Genomic DNA, 24,258 nt, shown 5'->3' on the forward strand with positions numbered 1-24,258 from the left:
GACGGCGGCGCCATGGCCGCTGTGAACAGCACAACACAACCCGGGGCCGGGGCCCGCGCACCTGCGCCGGACCCGGCCGACTGGGAACTCCTCACACGACGGTCCGGGAAACCGCCGCTGCCGCCCGCCGGTGAGTGCGGCGGACCGACAAGCCGACCGCCGCCGACGGCACAAGGGCAGCGGCCGGCCCCCGCACCGCTGTGCCGAGCACCCGCGACCGCACCGGGGGCTTCGTCCGGGGCCGGACGTCCCTGTGCGGCCCGTATGTCGACAACAGCACACGCACCTGGTGACTCTCATTTCCATCGGTTCCGGCTTCGAGCGGACATTCTGCGGCACGACCGGGGCCTTGCCGCAAGGCCCCCGGTAGGCTATAAGTTAAGAGTGGAAAGGAGTGGGTTCGCCCCCTTTCCCTCAACCGTCCGCTTCGGGCGGACAATCTCCTCGCGAAGCGGCGGCTCGCCGCGTACAGCGGTATCCCCGGAACGAGACGATCGTCACCCTCTTCATCGACACCGGTCCAGGCGATCAGTGTGCGCGGGTGGTTCGGGTGGGCGATCCGGCGACTGCGCAGTGGACGGGGCAGCAGTCGGGCGAGGGCGGCACTGGTGGAGTGCGCCCGGCCGATGGGCCACGGCGCCGGTGGCTCACCTGCCGCGATCCGGTCCACTCCATGGTTCCGGACGCTCGGCGGCGGTCATCGGCAGTCTGCGCAGTTGTACGGGACCGGGGTAGCAGGCGGAGCTGTTGGCGCCGGCCAGTTCCTCGCCGATGAGATAGCGGTAGAGCCATTCAGCGAAGCCCATGTTCTGTTGTGACCAGCCGCCTTCCCCTCGACCAGAAGCCCTGCTGCGGAGCGATCGGTGCGAGTGGTCGTCGTTGTGGCCCTTGCCGCCGTGGAGTTCGGCGGGGCGGCGTCGGCGCGGCCTACGGGGGGAGCGGATCGGTGGGGCCCCGGATCAGGGCTTGAGGGCCCGGCGCGACTCGGTGAACGGGCGGTGGGTGGGCCGGACCGGCGGGGCCCAAGACTTCGGGGACGACTGAGACCTGTGGCCGACTGGGACGGTCGACCACAGGTCCGGAACTCAGCGGTGGAGTCAGCGGCCGAAAGTGTGGCCCATCTTGCTCATGAGCTCCTGCGGCTTGACGCCGTACTTCTGCAGCTGATCGGCGTGCTGCTGCGGGTCGATCTGGTCAGGCAGCTGCTGCTCGGCCTGCCGGGCCAGGTCCTCGTTGCCCTTGGAGCGGATGAACTCCACGACCTTGTTCTTGGGAATCTGCACCAGATGTCTCCGTTCCGTGAACCCCGACGCGCCAGCCGCGGCCGCCGGGGGAAGTCGCCTCCTCGTACAGAGGCGAACGGCAGCGCACGTACCCCCCGTCGACACCCTGATGCGGCGTCCCGATCTGGTCCGCTCGTTCGGCCCAACCGCGGCGCGGACCGGAGCGGACGGCGGCCGGATGCCTGTCCGGGGCGTCCGGTCGCGGACACCTGTGGATGCTCCTCACAGCGTCCGGCCGGGCGGGACGAACGGGTGGGCCGGAGTGGGATCGGTCACGTCCGGCCTGCCCGGACGGTCGCCCCCGAGGGGGAACAGATCCACGGCGCAGGGGCCGGGCGGGGGAGCCGGGACCTTCGGGCGCCGGCACCGGCGCCGGCGGATCAGCTGCACGACCGCACACTGCACACTGCGCCTCGAACGGGGCTGAGCGCCCCTGGCCGCGCTGGGCCGGCACCACTTTTTGGGCCCGTAGCGGGAGGCTCGATGGCGCCCGAATCCCTTGGGGGGACTGCTCTCCACCGGATCTGCCACGGCTGGACCGGTGGCGTCGGCGGGGCCCTGGCAGAACCCGGAGCCAAATATCCCGCCGCTGCGGTCCCCGGCGTGCTAGGGTCTTCTTAGTTGCAGTAGTGGTTCCCATGAACTTTGTGTGCGCCTGCTGATGTATTCGCAGGCGCATTTTTGTTTCCCGGTCTTTTTATCCCGGGCGGGTCATCATCGCGGCGACTCGGAGTCCGCACAGTGCGGGATCCGGACAGCCCCTTGAAGGAGATTTTTTTATGGCTAATGGCACTGTGAAGTGGTTCAACGCGGAAAAGGGCTTCGGCTTCATCGAGCAGGACGGCGGCGGCCCGGACGTCTTCGCCCACTACTCGAACATCAACGCCAACGGCTTCCGCGAGCTGCTCGAGGGCCAGAAGGTCGAGTTCGACGTCACGCAGGGCCAGAAGGGCCCGCAGGCGGAGAACATTCGTCCGCTGTAGTTTTTCCGCCAGGCGCTCGCCCGGCAGCGAGGGGCCCGCACCGCGTACATGCCCGGTGCGGGCCCCTCGGCATTGCTCCACGAACATTCCCGGCCGTTCGGCCTCCCCGGCTCCGCCGCAACGGCGGCCGTCCGGCGCCGGGCGCTCAGTGCAGCGTCCGGATCGGCGCCCTGCCGTGACATTTCCCGGTTCGTGGTTCTGCGCACCCTCCGATTCGGCGTTCGCCGATCGAAGTGGCGTGCCGCACGGTTGCACCGTCCACGCTCCGCCCGTCATTTTTCCGGCCCGTTTCCTGTGGCCTCCGCCGGCGCCCCGCGCCGTGGGGCCTTCCTCGTGACGTGCCGCTTTGAGGAAGGTTTTCCCGCTTGAACCGCTCCGGTCGCTCCTCGTACCAGAACGCCAACTCCCGCTCCGGCGCAGGCTCCCGCTCCGGCGGCAGCGGCTACGGCTCCCGTGCCGGCGGCTCGTACGGCTCCCGCTCGGGCAGTGGTGCCGCCTACGGTTCCCGTTCCGGTGGGGCCCAGCGCTCCTCCGGTCCGAAGGGGCGTCAGAACTCTTCCCTGAGTGGTGAGTTCGCCATGCCGGTCAGCACCACCCCGGCGCTGCCGGCCGTCGAGTCGTTCGACGAGCTGGACCTCCCCAAGGCGCTCCTCGGGACGCTGACCCGCCAGGGAGTCACCGCGCCGTTCCCCATCCAGGCCGCCACGCTGCCGAACTCGCTCGCCGGGCGCGATGTGCTGGGCCGGGGACGTACGGGTTCGGGCAAGACCATCGCGTTCGGACTCGCCGTACTGGCCCGCATCGCGGGACAGAAGGCCGAGCCGCGCAGGCCGCTGGCCCTGGTGCTGGTCCCCACACGTGAGTTGGCGCAGCAGGTCACCGAGTCGCTCACCCCCTATGCCCACTCGGTGCGGCTGCGGATGGCGACCGTGGTCGGCGGGATGTCGATCGGCCGCCAGGCCCAGGCGCTCAACCGCGGGGCGGAGGTCGTCGTGGCCACCCCCGGCCGGCTCAAGGACCTGATCCAGCGCGGCGACTGCCGGCTCGACGGGGTCGGGGTCACGGTGCTGGACGAGGCCGACCAGATGGCCGACATGGGGTTCCTGCCGCAGGTCACCGAGCTGCTGGAGCAGGTCGCCGAGGGCTCGCAGACGATGCTGTTCTCCGCGACCCTGGACCGCAATGTGGACCGGCTGGTCCGCCGCTTCCTCAAGGACCCGGTCACCCACTCGGTGGACCCGTCCGCCGCGACGGTCAGCACCATGGAGCACCACGTCCTGTATGTGCAGAACGGGGACAAGGACGCCACCATCGCCCACATCGCCTCCCGCGAAGGCGGCGTGATCATGTTCATCGACACCAAGCACGGCGCCGACCGCCTGGTGCGGGACCTGCTCGCCAACGGCGTGAAGGCGGCCGCCCTGCACGGAGGCAAGTCCCAGCCGCAGCGCACCCGCACCCTGCAGCAGTTCCGCGCCGGGCAGGTCACCGCGCTGGTCGCGACCAACGTCGCCGCCCGGGGCATCCACGTCGACGGCCTCGACCTGGTCGTCAACCTGGACCCGCCGACCGACCACAAGGACTATCTGCACCGCGGCGGACGCACCGCCCGGGCGGGGGAGTCCGGCACCGTCGTCACCCTGGTGCTGCCCAACCAGCGCCGTGAGACGGCCCGCATGATGGCCACGGCCGGCATCACCCCCGAATGCTCCCGGATCCACTCCGGCGACGCGGAACTCACCCGCATCACCGGCGCCCGCGTGCCCTCCGGCATCCCCGTCGTGATCGCCGACCCCGTCGTCGAGCGGCCCCGCCGCAGCGCCTCCGCGGACCGCTCCCGCCGCCGTCGCCCCACCTCCGGCGGCCGCAGCCCGCAGTCCGGCTCCGGTTCCGGTTCCCGCCAGGGAGCGTCGAGGCGCGTCGGCCTCGCCGCGTAACGCGCAGTGCTACGCGGGCCCGGACCGCCACACGGGACCGGGCCCGCGCACAGCCCCCGCCTGGGGCGCCTGAGCCGCGGCGCGTGCGACGGTGTCCGCCGCTGCCGGGCCGATCGGTCCGGTCGGCGAGGTGAGGACCGCGACGGTCCCGATCGCCGTGGTGAGAGCCCGCCGGCCGTGTCGGTGGCGAGGCGTGAAGCAGGTCATGGGGTGGTCCTACCGACCGGCGGCGACCAGGGGAACATCGGGTCACTGGCGCAAAGGCGTCACGTCTCACATCTGCCGGAACGGCCCCATGCCGACGGCGGGGCCGGCAGCGCAGGACGCCGGGCCGCCCTCGACCGGGGTCGGAGGACGGCCCGGCTTCATCTGACGTACCGCCAGTCGGAGCCACCCGGAGCCCGGCCAGGCGCACCCCGCCCAAGCGCACCCCGCCCAAGCGGGGCCCGTACGCCGGAGTGGCCGCGCCTAGGTTCACCGGTGCGGTGATGAACCGTCCGGCTCGTCAGGGGCGGGCCAGGCAGTCGCCCCACAGCGCCGCAAGCGGGGCCGGGATCTGTCTGATGGCGGCGCATCCGCGCGGGTCGCGGGGCAGACCGTCACTGGCGAGGAGGGTCCAGCCGCCATTGGCCGGGCGGGAAAGGTACTTCATCGCGGCGCCGTCGTCCTGGCTGGCGACCTGCTCGGCGTAGGTGGCGCCGGCAGTGGGTTCAAACACCGCGGCCGCGTAGGTGGTGCCGCCGCAGGAGCCGTAGTAGAAGGTGCCGCTGCGGGGGCGGATGTGTACCAGTCGGGGCTGGTTCTGGCGACCGTAGGCCGAGGTGACCTCCGCTTTCACGGCCGGCGGCACGGTGAGTTCCCGGCAGTGGGCTGCGGGCGTCCCGGTGGCGGTCGGGGGCGGACCGGAGGCAGGTACGGTCGACGGTGCCGGGGCGGCCGTGGAGGTCGTCGCGGTGGTGGCAGCGGATGAGGGGGAGGGGGCCGCGTTCGTCGGACCGCTGGACGAGCAGCCGGTGAGCAGGGCGGCACCGATGGTGCAGAGCGCCGCGAGGGTGCCGGCGCTACGAGGGATGGCTGGGCTTCGACGTCTCAACTCGGGCCTCACTCTGGTTCGGAGGAGGAGTTTCCGAATTCGCAGACGCGCAATCAGCCTGCCGGGGTTCCACAGGCGCGGTACGACATCGCGCCACCCGGCTCCCCTGGGCGAGGTTCATGGGGCGCCAGGATGAATGATGCTTGGCGGTGACCGCATCCGCTGATCACGCCGCAGGGTATGACGACCACCGCCCTGGTTCGGGATACCGTGTCGGCCTCGCGGGCCGGGCTGTGCCGCTCGGCTCCGGTCGGGTCGGCTGCCGTTCGTGGGTCGTGCGACCTCAGCCCGGTTGGCCGTGGGAGCCCGCCTCCAGGGTCGCGCGCAGGACGGCCAAGGTCGGGGCGATGCGGGTCAGGTCGTCAGGGGAAGCCGCCGCGGTCAGGGAGGCGAGTTCGCTCTCGACAATGAGGCGGGAAGCGGACAGCTGCCTCCCGCCTTCGGCGGTGAGGCGGAGGACCGACGACCGGCGGTCCTGGGGGTGCGCGACCCGCTGGCACCAGCCCGCAGCCACCAGCCGGTCGACCGCCTTGCTGACGGCCCCCACGGTGATCGCCAGTTCGCCGACGATGTCGAGCACGCGGCACCCCGGCACGCGGTCGATGATCTCCAGAAGCTCGAACTGCCCGAGACCCAGGCCTTGTTCGGCGCGCAGCCGGGCGCTCACCGCGTTGTAGAGCCGGGTCTCGACGCGGACGAGGTCGGCGAAGATCGATGTGACGTGGCTCACAGAACCTCCAGAGATTCCTGGGAATCATCTTCCTTGGAATCCGGTTGGGCCAGGACAGATGGATTCCCAGGAATCCATTCTCCCATCCCGACCCATGGAGGCCCCACATGTCCCGACAGCAGCGCGACGCTCTGGACGCCATGCTCCGCTCCGCCCCTCGCAGCGAGACGCAGCCCACTCCCGAGGAGCAGCGCAGCGGCTTCACCGCGGCCCTCACCCGCCCCGCTCCGGAGGATGTGGTCACCCGCAGCGCCGTCCTGGGCGGCCGGCCGGCCCTGGAGCTGGAGCCGGCCGAAGTCCACGGCCGTGGCCGGCTGCTCTACCTGCACGGCGGCGGCTATGTCGTCGGCTCACCGGACACCCATGCAGGGCTGGTCGGTGAACTGGCCCGCCGCGCCGGGCTGCGAGCGACGTCGGTGGATTACCGGCTGGCGCCCGAGCACCCCTTCCCCGCGGCCGTCGACGACGGGCTCGCGGCCTATCGCGAGCTGCTGGCGACGGGTACCGACCCGCAGGATCTCGTCATGGCCGGTGACTCCGCCGGTGGCGGCTTGAGCATCGCCACGCTGCTCGCGGCCCGGGAGGCCGGGCTGCCGCAGCCGGCCGCCGTGGTCCTCTTCTCCCCCTGGGTCGACCTCACCCTTGCCGGAGAGAGCATCCGTTCCAAGGAGGACGCCGACCCCATCTTCACCGAGGCCGACATGCGCGCCTACGCCGATCTCTACGTCGGCGCAGGCGACCGGGCCCATCCCCTGGCCAGCCCGGTGTTCGCCGCCCTCACCGGACTGCCCCCGCTGCTCGTGCAGGTCGGAGCGAACGAAGTGCTGCTGGACGACGCGGTCCGGCTGGCCGCCCGTGCGGCCGCCGACGACGTCGAGGTCACGCTCGAAACCGGTCCCGGCCTCCCCCACGTCTTCCAGCATCACTACGGCCGCCTCGACGAGGCGGACGCCGCACTCGACCGCGCCGCCCGCTTCCTCACCGCCCACCTGGGCGCCGGGCTCCCTGGCGCCGACCGTTTCGCACCGGCCCGCTGACTCCGGCCCCGGTGGCCTCCATGTGAGGTCGGCGACGTTCCCGGCCTGCGGTGGGGAGCCCCAGGGAGGGCATCACGATGGGCACCGAGTTAGCGGTTCTCGCCGACGTCGACGACATTCGTGCGAACGAAGCAATGCCGAGCGGGGGCATGGCCGGCCAGAGCATGAACAGCGTGATCGCCGCAGGTCTCAAGCTCTCCGGCTAGGACCCACTCCATGTCGTAACGGATAGTCCGGGCACGTCCGCCTGCCGGCGGACACCTTGTCAGCGAACCTGGTCGCTCGTCGGCCCGATGCCTTTGATCCTGGTCGGAGTTCCGTCCGGGGCGAACGAGTGGTGGAAGGTGAAGGCGTGCGGCGCGGAGCCGTGGTCGTGGAGGTGTTCCAGCCTGGAAACCCCGTCCTGCCAGGTGGGTATCACGTCGTCGGAGACCCACCAGCCCACGTAATTCGGGTGTTCTGTCCTCTCGAACCAGTCATAACGCCTGTTCAGCGCCTCACGGTGCAGACCGGTGTAGACGGCGTCGAAGGCGGGGCGCAGGTCGGTCCAGAGTGAGAGGGTCGCGGCCAGGGCGGTGGTTTCCACCGTACGGCCCTTGCTGTACCAGGCCGGTACGGCGAACTCTCCCCATGCCCCCCAGTCGGCCTCGAAGAGCATGCCCCGGTCACCGTCTGCCGCTTCAGCGCGAGCGAGGTACCCGGGGTGCCGGCTGATCTTCTGGTAGACGGCCTCGCCGATGTCGTAGAACTCGCGCGTGAGAGGGGCGGGATCGGCGAGAGGTGACGTCAGGACGCCGAATGTGTACAGCGCAAGATGGGGCATGCGTCTCTCCCTGGTTGGGGCTGCCTGGCCTGGACCCGGTTCGGTGGCTGGCCTGGACCCGGTTCGGTGGCTCACGCATGGGGGCGAGGATTCGTGGGGCGTGACCGACTCATCCCGTCGCGGGTGGCTCAGCCTGAAGGAACTCCCGTGCCACCGTGGGCGATCGCCGAAGACCAGGTGAAGGTAGCTGCTTCCGCGGGCCGTGTCGAAGTTGCGCTTTCTCTGTCCAAGTGGCCTCTTGCGCCGGTCATTGCGAGGGCTGGGGCGATGACGGGCGGGGCGGGCTGCGGAGTGCCAGTGATCCACTTCTGACCGGCGGGGCGACCCGGTGCCGCCCGGCCGCCGGACTCGGCGAGTGCGTGCGCCGAGCGGCCGTCACCGCCAGGGGGCGAGGGCGACATCGGTCGCGGTGCGGACGGCGGTGTGCAGGGCGGCGGGGCCGGAGGGCTGATCCAGGTCGTCCAGGTCGTCCAGGATGGCTTGGAGCGCGCCGGTGATGGCGCCGATGAATGCGCCGGTGAGTGCCGCCGCGGCCACCGGGTCGAGCCGGTCCGGGTATGCGTCGGCCAGCCGGCGGGCGATCTCCCGTTGGGCGTCGAGCTGGACCTGCATGGCGCGGCCGCGCACGGCGGGGACGGAGCGCATCATCCTCAGGCGCAGCGCGGCGAGCGGGCTGACCATGTCGTCGCCGGTGTCCGGCACGGTGCTCAGTGCGCGCAGCAGGACCTCGGCGGGGCCTTCGTCCGGAGTGCGCGTGGCGATGGCATCGGCGACGGCCTGGACTCGGGCGTCGGAGTCCGGGAAGAGCAGCTCCTCCTTGCTGGCGAAGTAGCTGAAGAACGTGCGGGTGCCGATCTCGGCTGCGGCGGCGATGTCCGCGACGGTGGTCTCGTCGTAGCCCTGGCGCCCGAACAGTTCCGTCGCCGCGTCGATCAGGGCCTGGCGGGTTCGGGCGCGCTTGCGGTCACGGAGAGACATGGCCGGATTCTATCGCACCCACCGCAGCTATGCATCGAGTGCGTACTTGCGTTCGTTGCGAATCTGCATTGAGTGCAGATATGGTCGGCGCATGACTTCCCGCAGTGTTCTCATCTCCGGAGCCGGCGTGGCCGGTCCGACCCTCGCCTACTGGCTCGCCCGTCACGGATTCCGTCCTACGGTGGTGGAGAAGGCCCAGTCCCTGCGCTCCAGCGGCAACCCGGTCGACGTCCGCGGTCCGGCACTGCCGGTCGTCGACGCGATGGGCGTCCTGCCGCAGCTGCGTGCCGCCGCCACCTCGACCACCACGATGAAGCTGCTGAACGCCTCAGGACGCGAGGTCGCCCGGCTGCGCATGCCCGCGGCCCGGGACGGCGCGCAACGGCGGGAGGTCGAGATACCCCGTGGCGACCTGGCCGCGGTGCTCCACCGAGCGGCTCGCGACGATGCCGAGTTCCTCTTCCACGACAGCATCACCGCACTGCATCAGGACGATCACGGCGTGGACGTGACGTTCGAGCATGCCGCGCCACGCCGGTTCGACCTGGTGATCGCCGCGGACGGCCTGCACTCCGCAGTGCGGCGGCTGGCCTTCGGCCCTGAAGGCGACTTCGTTCGGCCCACCGGCCTCCACGTCGCCACCATGCCGCTCGGGGAGCCCGTGGACCACCCGACGGAGGTGCTCATCCACAACACCCCGGGCCGGATGATCTCCATACACCCGTCCCGGGACAGCGCCCTGGTCGCCTTCATCTTCCGCAGGCCGGACATCACGGCCTTCGACCACCACGACACCGAACTGCACAAGCAGATCGTCACCGAGTCCTACACCCACCTCGGCTGGCGCGTTCCCCAGTTGCTCGACCGGCTGCGTGACACCCAGGACCTCTACTTCGACGCCGTCAGCGTCGTGGATCCTCCCGGCTGGTCGCGGGGCCGTACGGCGCTGCTCGGCGACGCCGCGTCCTGTGTCTCCCTGCTGGGGGACGGTTCCAGCCTCGCCATCGCCGGTGCGCACACCCTGGCCGAGGCGCTCGCCGAGCACCCGGACGACCACGTCACCGCCTTCAGCCGCTACGAGGCCGCCCACCGCGCACGGGTGACGCCGAAGCAGCGTGGCGTCAGGTGGGCCGCGGCCCTGCTCGTGCCCCAGACGCGGATCGGCCTCACCGCCCGCAACCTCGCCGCCCGGTGCTGGCCCGCGGGCAGCTGACCGCGGCCCCGCAGCGCCTCGCGGACACGTCGTCCACCCTCGGCCGGAAGAGGCTCCGGCTGGAGCTGCAGGCAGAGCGGGACGAGGTCGGGCGGCAGCCGGCGGAGCAGGTGCAGGAACTGGGCGAAGACCATCCCGACACTCCTCACACCCGGCACTTCCGGGCCCACCTGCCGTGGACGCTAGGGGATGCGGCCGGAGCCTTCGAGGACCACGAGCGACCGCCGACCGGCAAGGAGCGGGTGCTGGGCGCCGACCACCCCGAGATCCGCAGCGTTCGGGGGGGCGCTGGACCGCCGGCGACGCGAGGCGGGCAGACAACAGTCGCGCGGCCGATAACGATCCCCGGTGAGGCAGCCTGCGGAAACCGGTGAGGCGCCGGACCCTGGCCTTACGCCCGGTCGCCCCGTGGAGCGGCAGGGTCGGTACGGCGGGCGCCCGACAGCGGGGGCATGGGGGGTGCCCCCCACCACGAGGGCACCCCACCCGGCGCCGCGCCGCTCGCGCGGGTCAGTTACGGAAGGCCGAGCGCACCACGCCACCCACGACGGCACACCAGGTGTCCACGTCGACCTTGCCGTTGGGGACGAGGCCGTGCAGGCGCTGCAGGTCCTGGACGGCCTTCATGGTGGCGTGGTCGTAGCTGCCCGTCTGGACGACATCGGTGTGGCCCTTGCGGATCAGCATCTCCTGGACGGCCTGGACGGGCAGCCCGACGGCGTCCTTGCCGAGGGTGGGGACGAGCGCCTCCCAGGTGGCGCGGTCGAAGGTGCAGTCCGGGTCCACCGGGATGCCGTTGCGTGCCTGGAAGTCGCCCACGATCGGGTTCATGTCGGTGCCGAAGACACCGTCGGGCGTCAGGTCGTATCCGAGGTCGGCCAGCAGATACTGGGCGACCTTGACCACCGGACCGCCGACGAAGCGCCAGATGTCCGGCCAACGGCGGTCCGGTATCGCGCTGTGCGGCGTGCCCAGGGCCTTCAGCACGCGCGAGCGGACCATCGGGAACTCGGCGTAGAAGGCGATGCCGGGGCAGTCGGTCTCGCGGAAGTCCCAGTGGCCGAAGATGTCCCAGGCGTTGAGGCGGAACTGGGTGCAGACGGTGGTGCAGAGCCGCACCAGGGAGTCGAGGAGGGCGTCCGGAGGGGTCTCGGTGATGTAGGTGCCCTCGTTCTCGATGCCGATCGCATTGCCGTTCTCGCCCGGACAGTGCGCGGAGACCACCTGGTGCTCCCCGACCTCCAGGGTCTCCAGGCTGCGGTGGCGGCCCTCCAGGACGTAGCCGCCTCGGCTCACCGTGAAGTGCTGGCCGGTGTCGGCCCATCCGTTGGTGTCCATGTGCAGGTCCTGGCAGTCCCTGGCCAGTTGGAGGGCGTGCTCGCGTGAGTAGTCGGTGACGTTGGGGAACGCCATGTGATGCAGGATGATCTTGTTGGTGGTGTTGCCGGTGATCTGGATCGCGCCCACCGGCGGCCTGGCGCCCCAGCTGTCGCAGTCGATGATCCAGGGGAACTCCGCCGAGGGCGCGGCCTCCGCCGCCGCGGGGAAGGCCAACTGGGTGCCGACCACTGCGGCGACCGCCCCTCCCATACCGATCCTGAACAACGTACGGCGGTCGACCTCGTGCTCCGGCATGGCCATGAGGACCCCCAGGTTTCGGAAGTTTTTTTCGTCGGCTGACGACACGGCGAGAATAAGTGACATGGGGTGGGCCAATCCAGGGCCTGTACCGAACATTTCAAAGAGCTCGTCACCCATGGGGCCGCGTCCGCCGGCCGGGCCGGCCGGACGGTTCGCCGCCGCAGCGGTCCTGTCGCAAGCAGTCGTCGTCTGACGGGCCATCACTTCGGTGACTTGGCCGCCACCGACCCGCCACCTGTCCCCACGCACCGCGGCAGCCCGCCTCGGCCACCCGTCGCGGTGGAGACCCGCGCTGTCGCGTACCCGAAGGCCGCCGCCGCGAGTACGGCGCCAAGCCGGGTGAGGGCCGCGGGTTGGCCAGGGCCGCTGTGACGACCCGTGCACACGGCGTGCCGCCGCTGGAGGCCGACGGTGTCCACCGGGACCAGACCCGCGGCCGTCGGCCTCCTGCGAGGTGACGGACCCCGGCGGCCTCCTCCACGGGCGCGGCCTCACGGTTCGGCCGGCTCCGGCATCCCGTGCGGCACCGGTGCGCGAGGGTGCTCATCGCGTATCCGGTCAACAGGAACTTTCCGGGATGAACTGAGAGTTCATCAATATGATCGGATGAGCTGATAATGTGCGCGAAGTCCGGCCGCTCCGCACCGCAGGGCGGCGTCGGGGGCGGCGCGTCCGAGCACGGTGCTGCCCGACCTGTCGTGGAGTCCTTCCTTGCACCAGCGCACGTGCCCCTCCCCTCCCGGCCGCCCGGAGACGGCGCCCGGGGAGGCCGGCGGGATGCGGCTGCCCAGCTCCCTGGACGACGTGCCGCCGTTCGCCGAGGGGGACGTGGTGCTGCGCCGTCCGGAACTCCGTGATGCAGAGACCCTGGTGGCGGGAAGCCGCGACCCGGTGGTCCGGGAGTTCATGCAGGCGGTCGTCCCGTATGTGGACCGGGCCTCCGCGGAGCAGTGGATCGAGGATGTGGCGCCCCGGTTGTGGCAGCAGGACCGGGCGGCCTGCTTCACCCTGGCCCGCCCCGACGGCACCGCGATCGGATCGGCGCAGCTGGTGGACTTCAGACCCGGCGAGGGTGCCGCGGAGGCCTCCATCTGGCTGCTCCCGGAGGCGCGCCGGATGCGTACCGCCACCGCCGGCCTGCGACTGGTCTGCCGGTTCGGCTTCGAGACCCTGCGGCTCCAGCGGATCGACGCCTATGCGGCAGCCGACAACATGGCGGTCCAAGTGGTGGGCGCCGCAATCGGCTTCCGCCGGGCGGGCTTCAGGCCCGCCCTCTTCCGCAGCTCGCGTACCCACCGGCTGCATGACGCCGTGTACGCCTCGCTGACCCCCGGCGAACTGTGCCGGTGAGCAGCCAGCTAGCTTGTTTTGCACATGACGTACCGACTCACGTTGCACCCGCCGGAGAGGACTCATGCCGGACACCGACAACCCACGCGTCCCGGCCGGGAACGCCCAGACCCCTGGCATCCGCCTGAGCATGGGGGACAGCGGGCGGCCCGACAGCCGGACCGAGCTCTACATCGCCCCTGACGGCCCCTTCTGGGCACAGCGGCAGACCGTCGTAGGCCCACTGAGCAGATCCGGCCGCATCGACCCCGTGGTCGTGGGCAGGCTGGTCTCCCTGCTGGGCACGACCGAGCCCGACGAGCACGCAGCCGCCGCCCAGGACCGGGCCGGCCTGCGGCTGAGCGTCCACGGCCTGCTCCCCTCCGGTGACGCCGCATGGGGCAACGGCACGGAGGCGCCGCCCCGCGCCGCGCTCCGGCTGCTGGAGTCACTGGTCGACCAGGTCCTCTCGCCCACGGGCCGCGGACCGCTGCCCGCCGTCGCGTTCCAGCAGGACGAGGAGCCGGACGGCATCGGCGCCGACCTCGGCGTCCACTACGGCGAGGCGGCGGCGCCCCAGCAGCCCGAACCGCGTGCCGCGGCCGCATTCGGCACCGTGCAGGGCAGACCCGCCTATGCGCTGGCGGAGGAGGGCAAGGGCTTCGGCCTGTACGCCGCGCAGAGCCAGGAGCTCCTCGGCTCCTCCGGTCCCGACACCGCCCTGGTGGCGGAGTCGGTCACCCTGGGCACCGCCGAGGGCCGCGAACTCTTCGCCGCCGGTGACCACCGCGGCGCGGTGAAGATCTGGGACGCCGCCAGCGGCGCCGTACTCAGCGGCACCGGACCCGGCACCGGCCCCCAGACCGTCTCGGCCGGCGTGGTGCAGGGCGTGCCCCTCGTCTTCGCGGGCGGCCGCAGCGGCGACGTCCGCGCCTGGCGCGCCGACGACGCACGCCCCCTGGGCACACTGCAGGCCTCCCGCCCCGGGACCTCGGCCCTCTGCTACGCCCACTGCGCCGACCTGCACCTGCTGGCCGCCGCCGGGGAGGACGGCGTGGTCCGGGTGTGGGACGTCGCCCGCGGCGACCAGCTGCACCTGCTGGTCGGCCACACCGAGCGGGTCACCGCCCTCGCGGTGCTCAGCCTCGGCAACCAGGCGGTCCTGGCCTCCGGGGGCGCCGACCACGCCATACGCCTCTGGGACCTGGCGACCGGCCGTCCCGTCGCCGTGCTCGCCGGACACGCCGCCACCGTGACCGGCCTCGCCTTCCTAGACCGCGACGGCAGGCCGGTGCTCGCCTCCTGCGCCCTCGACGGCACCGTGCGCACCTGGGACGTCCACGAGGGCAGGGCACTGCACGGCTGGGCCGCCCGCAGCGGCTGGCTGACGGCCGTCGCCACCGCGGTGCTCAACGGCTCCCCGGTACTGGCGACCGGCGACGAGGAAGGCCTCGTCCGGCTCTGGGACCCCGAGAGCGGCACCGGACTCGGCCTGCTCGCGGACGCCCCGGAAGGGCCCGCGCCGACGGGACCGGTCGCCGCGCTGGCGACCGCGGACCTGGACGGCACCCCGGTACTGGTCGCCGGACACGGTGACGGCACAGTGCGGGTCTGGGACCTCGCCGAGGGCACGCTGCTCCACCGGACGGCGGCGGACGGCGGACCGGTCACCTCGGTCGCCGTCGCCACCGGCGCCGACGAACCCGTGCTGGTCTGCGGCACCGCCTCCGGGACGGTGCGCTGCCACCGTCTGCGGGACGGCGCGCCGCTCACCGTCCCCAGCCCGCACACCGGCCCGGTCACCGCCCTCTGCCTCGCCCCCTCCGGGGTGCTGGTCTCGGGCAGCCAGGACGGCACCGTGCGCACCTGGGACCCGCTGGACGGAAGGCCGCTGCTGCGGCTCCCGGCGCACAACGGCGGTGTGACCGCCGTCGCCGCCGGGGAGGCCGGCGGCCATGCGCTGATCGCCACAGCGGGGGCGGACCGCGCCGTCCGGCTCTGGCACGGCCTCAGCGGCCTTGCCGGACCGGTGCTCCATGGGCTCACCGCCCCCGCCGGGGCACTGGCCTTCGCAGCCCTGGGCGACCGCACCGCGGTCGTCGCCGGGGCCGACGACGGCTCCGTGGTGCTCTGGGACGTCGCCGACGGACGCCGAGTGGCGACCCTCGGCGGCGGCGGACCGGCCGTGCGCAGCCTCGTCTGCCGCGATTTGGACGGCGAGCCGCTGGCGGCCGTCGGCGACGCCGGGGGCACCCTGCGGCTGTGGCACCTGTCCGGCGGTGTGGTGCTGAACGAGGTCGCGGTGGGGAGCGTGCCGCTGGCGGTCTCCTTCGGCGACGAAGAGTTGCAGGTGGCCGGCGTCGGCGGCCTGACAACGTTGTAGTCCAAGCCGTTCCGACGTTCCCGGGGTGTGCGGAGGGGGAGATCCCGCAAGCCCCGGGGCCACTCGCCTGACGATGAGGGGGAGCAGAGTTGAGCAGCCCATCCTTCGAGATCGACACCACCGAGGTCCGCGTGGCCGCCGTGGGCATCCGACGCGCCGTCGACGACCTCGACCTCGCCACCCGCACCCTGGAGGCGGCCGTGCAGCGGGTGACCGGTGCCCACTACGGCACCGACCCGCTGGGTATGGCCCTCCAGGGGCAGGGGTCCGGAGTCGGCGGACTCGCCCAGCACCAGCAGCGGGTGCTCCAGGGCATCCGCCAGTACCTGGACAACTCCTCGCAACTCGCCGACAACCTGGTCCTGATGTGTGACCGGCACGCGGAGAACGACGCGGAGACGGCGGCCCAGCTGCGCCGGATCCTCGACGAGGGAACCGAACAGCCCCTCGCCGTGGCCTCCCCGCGGATCGCCGCCCAGCCCCTCCTCGCCCCGGAGCAGGCCGAGACGCCGGTGCTGCCCAGGCCGCGGATCGGGACCGTGGTGACCGACGCGCCGCTGCCCGTCCAGCCGCTGCAACCACTGGAACCGCTGCAGCCGCTGCAACCACTGGAACCCGTGCAGCCGCTGGAACCGGTGCAGCAGGGCGTGCCGGCGGATCTGCAGCAGCCCGGCTACCACGACCCCGACCAACCGGACCTCGACTACAACGACCGCCCGGGCCACGGCGACATCGAACGGCCCCCCGTCGGAGGCGGCGGCAGCCACCGCATGCTCTGAGCTCCGCGCCCCGACCACCGCCCGTCGAGAGAGTGAACCACGTGATCGAGCTTCCGCCCGACCTCGCCGAAGTGCTCAAGATCGTCCAGAGCAACGAGCACGGCGCGGGCATCACCTGGCCCAACGGTGACGAGGACGCCCTCGCAGAACTCAGCGAGGCCTGGAAGACCTGGAACAGTGCCGCCGCCGCCCACACCAGGACCATCCTCACCGGTGTGGCCCAGGCCCGGCAGAACATGAGCGGCGACGCAGCCGACCAGTACGAGGAGTACCTGCGCAAGTACGCCATTCGCGAGGACTCCCACGTCGGCACCACCCTCGACGCCGGACTCGCCGTCGAGGACTCCCTCCAGGGAGCAAGCCACGCGGTCACCCAGACCAAGACGGAGATGACCCGCGAACTCAAGTACGCCAAGGACTACATCGCCACGCATCCCGCCGGGAAGCACGACGACGTCGCCAGGTCCGAAGGCGTCAAGCAGGCCGCCGACACCTACCACAGCTATATCGACGAGGCCTCGGGCAGCATCGACTCGATGCTGCGTCAGAGCTCGACGCACCTGGACCGGATGGACGGCGCGGGACAGGCCGCAACCCTCAGGCACGCTGCCGGAGCCCCTTCCGGCACCGCCCCCACCTCGGCCACCCTGCCCGACGGCACCGTCGTCCCCGCCGACCTGCGCTCCCCGGGAGCGGTCGACGGGGCGGACTCCCCGATGACCGCCCCCCTGTCCCAGGCCGATCCGTCGGCCCCGGGCGCATTCGACCCCGACGCGCCGGACCAGGGCGCAGCCGGGAGCGACGGCGCCGGCGCGTACGGAGCGAACGTACCCGGGGCTGCCTCCTGGAACGGCGGCCAGGACGGCGCCGGCAGCACCGTCGACGGTCTCCAGCCCTTCTCCCTGCCGACGGGTGCCGACGGCTCGTCAGCTCTCGGCGGCGCCGGCGGAATCGGTGGCTCCGGCGGGGGGGTCGGGGGCGGCGCGCACGTCTTCGACACCTCCTCCGGCTCCCAGGGACTGCACCTCGCCGGCCTCGGCGACCTCGGCACGGGCGGCGGAGGCTATGCGGGCTCAGGGTCCCCGACCGGCGGTTCCGGGCTGACACCGTGGTCGCCCCAGGGCGGCGGAGGAAGCGCCGGGCTGCCCTTCGATCTGGCGGGACCGTCCTCCGGTGGATCCCTCGGGGGATACCCCGGAGGATCCCTCACCGGCACATCGGGCGGCTACGGGACGACCGCGTCCCGGCTGCCCTCCGGCAGCAGGCTCGGCTCGTCCCCGTTCGGCTCCTCCGCCGCCGGCCGCGGCCTCACCGCGCGCGGCGGGGGCTTCGGAGGGTCGGCGGCCGGGCGTGCCGGAAGGCTCGGCGGCGGCGCCGCGTTCGGCGGCAGCGGCCGGGCGGCAGGCCTCGGCAGCGCCACCGGCGAGGCGGCCCTGGGATCCCGCCGGGCAGCGTCGGGCGTGTCCGGGGCCGCGGCGGAGGAAGGCGCCGCCGCGGGCTCCGCCGGCCGTGGCTCGACGGCGTCCAGGACCGCGTCCACCGGCTCCGCCGCGGGCGGCTCCGGGGGCGCCCACCCCGGCGGCCTCGGAGGCGGCGGGGGTGCGCGCGGCGGCGGGGCGCGCGGCGGACGCCGCTATGTACGGCCCACCACGCTCGGCGCCGAGGGCTTCGAGGACGAGGAGGAGCCGATGGCCGACTCCGGCGTCACCGGCCGGGCCGCCCAGGCCCCGGCCGGCGACCGGCACTGGCAGCGGATGCGCCGCCGCTGGCTGGACGCAGCCAGGACCACGTCCGACCAGGAGCACCCGGAAGGCGCTCCGGCGCGCCCCGCCCCGCCGAACCCGCCGCGACCGGCGAGGACGGCGCGGGAGACGACCTGATGATGCAGCTGCGCTCCGCGGTTCTCGGCGACGAGGCGGAGCAGCCCTCGGGCGAGCCGGCGGCCCCGGCCTCGGCCCCGGGTGAAGGCCGCAGTGACGCCCCGGCTGCGGACGACGCCGGCGAGCACGACCACCTTGCCCGCTCCAGGTCGGTCGCCGCCCGCCGGGGGATCCCCGACACGGACGGCGCGGAGACACCGTCGTCCGGCCGTCCCCCCGGCGAACCCGCGCCGCTGCGGCAGGAGGAGGGCTACGCGGTGCCCAGCCCCTTCCTGCGCACCGCCCTGGCCCGGATGGCGGCCTCGGGCGCCTTCGACCGTACGGCCGCCGGCGGGTCACCGCAGCCCGGAGGCGCGGCACCCGCCGAGGGCGCCCCCTTGCCGACCCGCGATCGCGACTGAACTGAGGAGACGTCATGGAAGAGGACCTCCGGAGCGAAGTCGCGGCGTCCGAGCCACGTGCCGCCGCCGAGTACCGGCTCGAAGCCGCGGAGCCGATGATGGCCGTGCGTGGGGTCGAGGAGCCGATGGAGACGGCGCGTCTGGCGGATGCGGAGGGCGTGGGCCCCGCCCGGCTGACGGAGCTTCGGACGCGCGTGCAGAACGCACTGGACCGCCATGTCAACACCGGCCTGGCCCTGCCGCGCTTCGGCGACCAACTCCATGTCACCGTACGGATGGTGCACGCGGAGGGCCATGGCGAGCGGATCACTCTCAGCGACACCGCCGATCCGCCGTCGGCCGACCAGCGGCGGTGGGACCTGGGGCACGAGGACGCGGTCCTGATGCACCAGACGCTGCGCTACCTCGGAATGCCCGGGGACGGCGGACCCCCGGCCCAGGAGCAGCTCGCCGTGATCGAGGAGGTCTGCGACTCTGCCGCGCCGCTGCGCTCCCACCCGCTGCCCCGGCAGTGACCACCACGGGTGCGGGCCCCATCGGGGCCCGCACCCGGAGGGACGGCGGAACCCGGGCCCACCGCGAGGGCCGCCATACCCGGACTCACCATGGGCTCGCGTCCCTACCGAGGATGGGCGGTCGCACGCTCCTTCCCGGCCTGCGGACACCGAACCACGGGGACTACGGACGTCATGGGGCCAAAGGCGGAGTGACGGTGGGACCGCGGCCCGAGGCAGCGGGCCACGGTCACCGACTAGCGTCGGAGGCGGTCTGGTCGACGTTGGGGAGGACATCCGTCATGCGCGCGATCGTGGTGCGAGAGCTCGGCAGCCCGGAGCAGCTTCGGCTGGAGGAGATGCCGGAACCCGTGGCCGGGCCCGGCGAGATCGTGGTGGAGGTCGAAGCCGCCGGGATCCAGTTTGTGGAGACGCAGATCGTCACCGGGGGACTGCAGGGGTCGCCGGTCGTGCCGCGGACATTGCCGTGGACTCCCGGGCGGGAGGTGGCCGGGGTGGTCGGCGCGGTCGGGGAGGGGGTGGACCGGGCGCTGATCGGGAGACGGGTGGCCGGCCAGACCGGTACCGGCGGCGGGTATGCCGAGCGGGCGGTGCTCGCGGTGGAGGGCGTCCATCTGCTGCCCGAGACGCTGGGAAGCGCCGAGGCGGTGTCCCTGCTGGGTACGGGCCGGACGGCCGTCGCACTGGTGGAGACCGCCGGGATCGGCGAAGGGGACAGGGTACTGGTGGAGTCGGCCGCCGGGGCGGTCGGATCGCTGGTGCTGCAACTGGCCCGTGCTGCCGGCGCCGAGCTGCTGATCGGCCTGGCCGGCGGCGAGGAGAAACGGAAACTGGTGAGGGAGCTGGGCGCGGACGCGGCCATCGACTACACCGAGCCGGACTGGCCCGAACAGGTTCGGCGGGCGGCTCCCGAGGGCGTGACCGTGGTCCTGGACGGCGTGGGCGGGGAGACCGGCCGGAATGCCTTCGAGTTGCTGGCTCCGGGCGGACGGTTCGTCGTCTTCGGTGCCTCCAGCGGGAGCGTCACTCGGCCGGACCCGGCCGCCGTCGCCGAGCGCGGCATCACCGTGGCGTCCTACGTCGGTCCGCCGACCGGCAACCGCAGCCCCGAGGTGCAGCTGCGCCAGACCCGGGAGGCGTTGGCTCTGGCGGCGCGAGGCCGACTCCACCCGCTCGTCGGCCGGCGTTTCCCGCTGGCCGAGGCCGCGGGCGCGCATGCGGCGATCACTGCACGCGCCACCGTCGGAAAGACCGTGCTCATCCCCTGACCACCCCCGGGCCCGGCATCCCCTGGGGGCTGCCTGGTGCGACCCAGCGGCCGGTGCGGGCCGTCGAACCTTGTACGGCAGGGAGATCGCCCGCATTCAAAGTCCTGACGGGGGCTAGGATCGCCAAATGACCTTGGAATGGGAACAGGTAATCGTTCACTCGGTTGATCCGGTGGCCTTGGGGCAATGGTGGGCCGAGGCTCTTGGCTGGGTCGTGGTCCACTCCTCCGACGACGAGTTCGAGATCCGTCCGGCGCCGGATCGCCTGCCGGGGCTGGACTTCGTCCGGATCGAGGAGAGCAAGAAGGCCAAGAGCCGACTGCATCTCGACTTCAGGCCGGATGACCAGGACGCCGAGGTGGCTCGCCTTGTCGCCCACGGCGCACAGCGTGTCGACATCGGCCAGGGCGACCAGTCGTGGGTTGTGCTGGCAGACCCCGAAGGTAATGAATTCTGCATCCTCGGCCAGAGGCGTTCGTAGGAACTCCTGGGCACCCGTGGAGCAGGAGACCGGGCCGGAGCCGCTGTAGCTGAAGGCGGGGTTCGCCTGGTTGCGAGCGCATCCCGGTCCTCCGGCGGCCGCGGAGCCTGAAGGGTCGGCTGCGTCAGGCGGCGAATCCTAAGGTGACGCGATCGAAGGGCTGCTGATCGTGGAGCTGCCACGGTGGCCAGGATGGCCGCCGTGGCAGCTCCACGATCAGCCCGGATGCTGTTTGCAGCGCTTGGCGTCACCGTCGCGCGGTGCCACCGAGAGGGGCCCGGGCGCCGCCCGTCAGCGGGTGCTGCGGATACCCGTATGCTGCGCAACGACCACGCTGAGCGGGCGGACACCGCGCGGCACCCGACCGGCCGGAGAACCACGTGCAACTGCCCCAGGAACTGCTGTCGCTGCTGAGCCAGCCGAGCACCTGCTACCTCGCCACCTCGATGGCGGACGGTTCGCCGCAGCTGACCCAGACATGGGTCGACACCGACCGCGAGCATGTGCTGATCAACAGTGTGCAGAGCCATGTGAAGACGCGGAACATCCAGCGGGATCCGCGGGTGGCCCTCACCGTCTCCCACCCGGACAATCCCTCGCGCTACTTCCAGGTGCGCGGAAAGGTCCTGGAAGTCACCACCGAGGGCGCGGTCGAGCACGTCGAGAAGCTGGCCCAGAAGTACCTCGGTGGGCCCTACCCCTGGTACGGCGGCCGTGACCAGGTCCGCGTGATCTTTGTCATCGCGCCCGAGGCGGTCAGCAGCACGGGCTGATGGAGCATTCCTGCCTGGGCGTCCTGCTGCAAGCACGATCCTGACGCCCGGTCAGGATCCTTGCGGCTGATCTCCGTACGGCATGCTGCGGCCCTTTGCCGCGGCATGCCGTAGGTGAGCGGAGCGCGGCTGCCCGCCGCCCTCAGGACCGGGATGCCCGGAAGAGCGACCGCGCTGCTCGTAACCCTTGACGCATGACTGTGGGGGCTGGGGTGCCGGGGGCCCTACCGGTCGGTCAGCAGCAGGGTGTTGCCGTCCGGGTCCTGGAGGGTGAAGAAGCGGCAGATCTCGGGTGCTCCGGTGATCGCACTCGGCTCGAAGCCCTGACTCTCCAGCTCTGCTCGCACTCGGACCAGGTCGGCCACGGCGAAGTTGCATGTCGCCCAGGCCAACCCGGGCTCGGCCTGGATGCCGCTGGCCGGTCCGAGCAGGGTCAGCGACGTCGAGGCGGCATCCGCCCCCGGGCCGAGAACGGCACTCCACTCGTCCACGGAGTGGATGTGGAGGCCGAGACTGCGGCTGTACCAGCGTGCGGCGGCCGCCGGGTCCGCGACGGGGATGAATGCGGTCGTGATCCGTACCGGGTCCATGGCCCGCACGGTACCCCCACCCACCGACAACGCCCTGATCAGCCGCCTGTGCACCCTGTACCGCTGCTCCACTTCCGGCTGCGGCGTGCGGGGCGGGGTCCCGGTGGGACACCCGGTTCCCCACCGCCCCTCGTCCCGGGTGTCACACGCCTGGGCCGGGCGGTGTCTTCATGGCGAACAGGCAGACCTACCAGGAGGACACCGTGGCACTGCGCATTCCCAAGGCGGAGCTTCCCACCGAGCTCCGCGACATCATGGTCGAGCAGCTCGGTTCCGTCCCCGAGCCCGTCGAGGTGCTGTGGCACAACCCCCGCCTCGCCGAGGCCAACCAGGAGTTCTCGGCCAAGGTGGGCACGTGGGACGCCGCCGATGCGAGCCTCAAGACGTTCGCGCACATGGCTGTCGCGGCACAGGTCGGCTGCAGCTGGTGCCTCGACATCAACTACTTCCAGGCGCTGAACCAGAACCTGGACCTGGCCAAGGCGAGCCAGGTGCCGCGCTGGCGGGACTCGGAGGTGTTCACGCCGCTGGAGCGCGACGTTCTCGAGTACGCCGAGGCCATGACCAGCACACCGCCGACCGTCACCGACGAGCTCTCGAAGAGTCTGCTCGACCGGCTCGGCCCGGCGGCGCTGGTCGAACTCACCGTGTTCATCGGCTTCGCCAACATGGCGGCCAGGTGCAACACCGCGCATGGGATCACCTCCCAGGGCTACTCCGACGCCTGCGAGATCCCCCTGGCCACGCGTCCTGCGACGTCCGGCGTGGCGTCGGCGGTATGACCGAGGACCCGTTCGTCGTCCATCGCCGACTGCTGTTCACGGTGGCCTACGAGATGCTCGGGTCGGCGGCCGACGCGGAGGACGTCCTGCAGGAGTCCTGGCTGCGGTGGGCCGATGTGGACCGGGCGCAGGTGAGCGACCCGAGGGCGTATCTCGTCCGGGTCGTCACACGGCAGGCGCTCAACCGCCTGCGGGCGCTGTCGCGCCGCCGTGAGGACTATGTGGGCCAGTGGCTGCCGGAACCACTGCTGACCAGCCCCGATGTCGCCGAGGACATCGAACTCGCCGACAGCGTCTCGATCGCGATGCTGACCGTGCTGGAAACGCTCGGCCCGACGGAGCGGGCGGTGTTCGTGCTGCGTGAGGTCTTCGACACGCCGTACGGGGAGATCGCCGAGGCCGTCGGGAAGTCCGCGGCCGCGGTGCGGCAGATCGCGCGGCGGGCACGGGAGCATGTGGCCGCCCGGCGGCCGCGGATGCGGGTGAGCCGGTCGGAGCAGCAGGCCGTGGTGGAGCGGTTCCTGGCCGCGCTGCGGACCGGACGGGTGCAGGAGCTGATGGAGGTCATGGCGCCGGATGTGGTCCTGATCGCCGACGGCGGCGGGCTGGCGGCCGCAGCCCGGGTTCCGATCCACGGAGCCGGACTGGTGGCGAGGATGCTGGCCCACCCGGACCGGGTGGTGTCGGCCGTGTGGCTCAACGGCGCGCTTGCGGGCCGGATCGAGGTCGACGGGCAGCGGGCAGCGGTGAGCCTCGTGGTGGAGGACGGGCGGGTCACCCGTATCCACGCGATCGCCAATCCGCAGAAGCTGACGCGGCTGGAGGAACCGGCCCAACTCGCCAGGTAGGCCCGCTGCTGCTCCGGCGTCGTCGGTGTTCCGGGCGGTGCGAGGTGCCCGGAACACCGGCAGCCGCACACCGTGGCGTACCGCCGCAGGACAGTGACAGCGACAGTGACGCCGACGCCGACGCCGACGCTGACACCGGCAGTGACGCCGACGCCGACGCCGACGCCGACGCCGGCGCACTGCGCGAGGCCGTCAGCCGCTCCGCCGGGAGCCGGACCCGGGTCGGGCCGGTCACTTCGTGTCGCCGCCGTCCTGATCCAGCCCGACCGTGTCCGTTCCGTGCAGGGACCGCCGCCCCTCGCGCGGAACGGACACGGTCAGGCCCGTGGTGCCCCGGTACGTCGAGGCTCCGATCTCCGAGCAGGGAAGCCGCGCGCCGTCCTGCTCATGGATCTGGTGCCCCTCGACGCCGAGCCTGGAGGCCGCAGCGTCGATGTACCGGAACGTCCGAAGCATCCCGGCGTTCAGCACCATGGCGATCGGCACCGGGCCGATGCGCCGGAGGTGCTCG

25 protein-coding genes are annotated in these 24,258 nt (G+C 72.2%); 16 read left to right on the plus strand and 9 right to left on the minus strand.

Features of this window, described 5'->3' with window-relative positions; all coding sequences use genetic code 11:
• Positions 1 to 647 precede the first annotated feature (647 nt).
• Complete coding sequence (locus AB0761_RS33570; protein WP_377273016.1) at positions 648 to 806, minus strand: hypothetical protein; 159 nt, start codon at positions 804 to 806, stop codon at positions 648 to 650.
• A gap of 291 nt (positions 807 to 1,097) precedes the next feature.
• Positions 1,098 to 1,283, minus strand: coding sequence for a hypothetical protein (locus AB0761_RS33575; protein WP_377273017.1), 186 nt, complete (start codon positions 1,281 to 1,283; stop codon positions 1,098 to 1,100).
• Positions 1,284 to 2,062: 779 nt separating this feature from the next.
• Here AB0761_RS33575 and AB0761_RS33580 point away from each other — a divergent pair.
• Together AB0761_RS33580 and AB0761_RS33585 are read left to right on the plus strand one after the other, a co-directional pair.
• Complete coding sequence (locus tag AB0761_RS33580; RefSeq protein ID WP_031068443.1) at positions 2,063 to 2,266, plus strand: cold-shock protein; 204 nt, start codon at positions 2,063 to 2,065, stop codon at positions 2,264 to 2,266.
• A gap of 365 nt (positions 2,267 to 2,631) precedes the next feature.
• Positions 2,632 to 4,203 (plus strand): DEAD/DEAH box helicase, encoded by a 1,572-nt coding sequence (locus AB0761_RS33585; protein WP_377273018.1) that lies wholly within the window; start codon positions 2,632 to 2,634, stop codon positions 4,201 to 4,203.
• A 505-nt stretch (positions 4,204 to 4,708) separates the two neighbouring features.
• Here the strand turns inward: AB0761_RS33585 and AB0761_RS33590 are convergent.
• Together AB0761_RS33590 and AB0761_RS33595 are read right to left on the minus strand one after the other, a co-directional pair.
• Positions 4,709 to 5,296 carry a hypothetical protein gene (locus tag AB0761_RS33590; RefSeq protein ID WP_377273019.1) on the minus strand — a complete coding sequence of 196 codons (588 nt, stop codon included), beginning with the start codon at positions 5,294 to 5,296 and terminating at the stop codon, positions 4,709 to 4,711.
• 283 nt (positions 5,297 to 5,579) lie between these two features.
• Positions 5,580 to 6,026: a MarR family winged helix-turn-helix transcriptional regulator gene (locus AB0761_RS33595; protein WP_377273020.1), complete on the minus strand. Its 447-nt coding sequence runs from the start codon at positions 6,024 to 6,026 to the stop codon at positions 5,580 to 5,582.
• Positions 6,027 to 6,133: 107 nt separating this feature from the next.
• Here AB0761_RS33595 and AB0761_RS33600 point away from each other — a divergent pair, with 107 nt between their 5' ends.
• Together AB0761_RS33600 and AB0761_RS33605 are read left to right on the plus strand one after the other, a co-directional pair.
• A complete protein-coding gene (locus AB0761_RS33600) occupies positions 6,134 to 7,063 on the plus strand; it encodes an alpha/beta hydrolase (RefSeq protein WP_377273021.1) in 930 nt (309 codons plus the stop codon).
• A 77-nt stretch (positions 7,064 to 7,140) separates the two neighbouring features.
• Positions 7,141 to 7,269, plus strand: coding sequence for a hypothetical protein (locus AB0761_RS33605; protein WP_377273022.1), 129 nt, complete (start codon positions 7,141 to 7,143; stop codon positions 7,267 to 7,269).
• 59 nt (positions 7,270 to 7,328) lie between these two features.
• On the opposite strand, the gene AB0761_RS33610 is transcribed toward AB0761_RS33605, so the two are convergent.
• Both AB0761_RS33610 and AB0761_RS33615 read right to left on the minus strand, forming a co-directional pair.
• Entirely contained in the window at positions 7,329 to 7,886 is a 558-nt protein-coding gene (locus AB0761_RS33610; protein ID WP_377273023.1) for a DUF3291 domain-containing protein, read from the minus strand.
• A gap of 375 nt (positions 7,887 to 8,261) precedes the next feature.
• A complete protein-coding gene (locus tag AB0761_RS33615) occupies positions 8,262 to 8,864 on the minus strand; it encodes a TetR/AcrR family transcriptional regulator (RefSeq protein ID WP_377273024.1) in 603 nt (200 codons plus the stop codon).
• Between the two features lie 91 nt (positions 8,865 to 8,955).
• Here AB0761_RS33615 and AB0761_RS33620 point away from each other — a divergent pair, with 91 nt between their 5' ends.
• Positions 8,956 to 10,077, plus strand: coding sequence for an FAD-dependent monooxygenase (locus AB0761_RS33620; protein ID WP_377273025.1), 1,122 nt, complete (start codon positions 8,956 to 8,958; stop codon positions 10,075 to 10,077).
• Between the two features lie 510 nt (positions 10,078 to 10,587).
• On the opposite strand, the gene AB0761_RS33625 is transcribed toward AB0761_RS33620, so the two are convergent.
• On the minus strand, positions 10,588 to 11,712 hold the full coding sequence (locus tag AB0761_RS33625; RefSeq protein WP_377273026.1) for an N-acetylmuramoyl-L-alanine amidase: 1,125 nt from the start codon (positions 11,710 to 11,712) through the stop codon (positions 10,588 to 10,590).
• A 717-nt stretch (positions 11,713 to 12,429) separates the two neighbouring features.
• Between AB0761_RS33625 and AB0761_RS33630 the strand changes: the two genes are divergently transcribed.
• From AB0761_RS33630 to AB0761_RS33670, 9 genes are all read left to right on the plus strand, one after another.
• Positions 12,430 to 13,068, plus strand: coding sequence for a GNAT family N-acetyltransferase (locus AB0761_RS33630; protein WP_377273027.1), 639 nt, complete (start codon positions 12,430 to 12,432; stop codon positions 13,066 to 13,068).
• 64 nt (positions 13,069 to 13,132) lie between these two features.
• A complete protein-coding gene (locus AB0761_RS33635; RefSeq protein ID WP_377273028.1) occupies positions 13,133 to 15,430 on the plus strand; it encodes a WD40 repeat domain-containing protein in 2,298 nt (765 codons plus the stop codon).
• Positions 15,431 to 15,519: 89 nt separating this feature from the next.
• A complete protein-coding gene (locus AB0761_RS33640) occupies positions 15,520 to 16,209 on the plus strand; it encodes a hypothetical protein (RefSeq protein WP_377273029.1) in 690 nt (229 codons plus the stop codon).
• 41 nt (positions 16,210 to 16,250) lie between these two features.
• Positions 16,251 to 18,089, plus strand: a complete 1,839-nt coding sequence (locus AB0761_RS33645; protein ID WP_377273030.1) for a hypothetical protein — start codon at positions 16,251 to 16,253, stop codon at positions 18,087 to 18,089.
• Positions 18,089 to 18,490, plus strand: coding sequence for a hypothetical protein (locus AB0761_RS33650; protein WP_377273031.1), 402 nt, complete (start codon positions 18,089 to 18,091; stop codon positions 18,488 to 18,490). The genes AB0761_RS33645 and AB0761_RS33650 overlap by 1 nt, the downstream gene beginning before the upstream one ends.
• A gap of 14 nt (positions 18,491 to 18,504) precedes the next feature.
• The gene (locus AB0761_RS33655; protein ID WP_377273032.1) at positions 18,505 to 19,005 is read left to right on the plus strand and encodes a hypothetical protein; all 501 of its coding nucleotides are present in this window, start codon (positions 18,505 to 18,507) and stop codon (positions 19,003 to 19,005) included.
• Positions 19,006 to 19,286: 281 nt separating this feature from the next.
• Entirely contained in the window at positions 19,287 to 20,273 is a 987-nt protein-coding gene (locus tag AB0761_RS33660) for a zinc-binding dehydrogenase (RefSeq protein ID WP_377273033.1), read from the plus strand.
• Between the two features lie 127 nt (positions 20,274 to 20,400).
• The gene (locus AB0761_RS33665) at positions 20,401 to 20,754 is read left to right on the plus strand and encodes a VOC family protein (protein ID WP_377273035.1); all 354 of its coding nucleotides are present in this window, start codon (positions 20,401 to 20,403) and stop codon (positions 20,752 to 20,754) included.
• Between the two features lie 380 nt (positions 20,755 to 21,134).
• Positions 21,135 to 21,527: a PPOX class F420-dependent oxidoreductase gene (locus AB0761_RS33670; protein WP_377273036.1), complete on the plus strand. Its 393-nt coding sequence runs from the start codon at positions 21,135 to 21,137 to the stop codon at positions 21,525 to 21,527.
• Between the two features lie 224 nt (positions 21,528 to 21,751).
• On the opposite strand, the gene AB0761_RS33675 is transcribed toward AB0761_RS33670, so the two are convergent.
• Positions 21,752 to 22,117 carry a VOC family protein gene (locus AB0761_RS33675; RefSeq protein ID WP_377273037.1) on the minus strand — a complete coding sequence of 122 codons (366 nt, stop codon included), beginning with the start codon at positions 22,115 to 22,117 and terminating at the stop codon, positions 21,752 to 21,754.
• Positions 22,118 to 22,320: 203 nt separating this feature from the next.
• Between AB0761_RS33675 and AB0761_RS33680 the strand changes: the two genes are divergently transcribed.
• Together AB0761_RS33680 and AB0761_RS33685 are read left to right on the plus strand one after the other, a co-directional pair.
• On the plus strand, positions 22,321 to 22,899 hold the full coding sequence (locus tag AB0761_RS33680; protein ID WP_377274467.1) for a carboxymuconolactone decarboxylase family protein: 579 nt from the start codon (positions 22,321 to 22,323) through the stop codon (positions 22,897 to 22,899).
• Positions 22,896 to 23,747 (plus strand): RNA polymerase sigma-70 factor, encoded by an 852-nt coding sequence (locus AB0761_RS33685; RefSeq protein ID WP_377273038.1) that lies wholly within the window; start codon positions 22,896 to 22,898, stop codon positions 23,745 to 23,747. The genes AB0761_RS33680 and AB0761_RS33685 overlap by 4 nt, the downstream gene beginning before the upstream one ends.
• A 231-nt stretch (positions 23,748 to 23,978) precedes the next feature.
• On the opposite strand, the gene AB0761_RS33690 is transcribed toward AB0761_RS33685, so the two are convergent.
• On the minus strand, positions 23,979 to 24,233 hold the full coding sequence (locus AB0761_RS33690; protein ID WP_377273039.1) for a hypothetical protein: 255 nt from the start codon (positions 24,231 to 24,233) through the stop codon (positions 23,979 to 23,981).
• Positions 24,234 to 24,258: the final 25 nt, after the last annotated feature.

The sequence above is a fragment of the Peterkaempfera podocarpi genome (genome assembly GCF_042466665.1).
GTDB lineage: Bacteria > Actinomycetota > Actinomycetes > Streptomycetales > Streptomycetaceae > Peterkaempfera > Peterkaempfera podocarpi.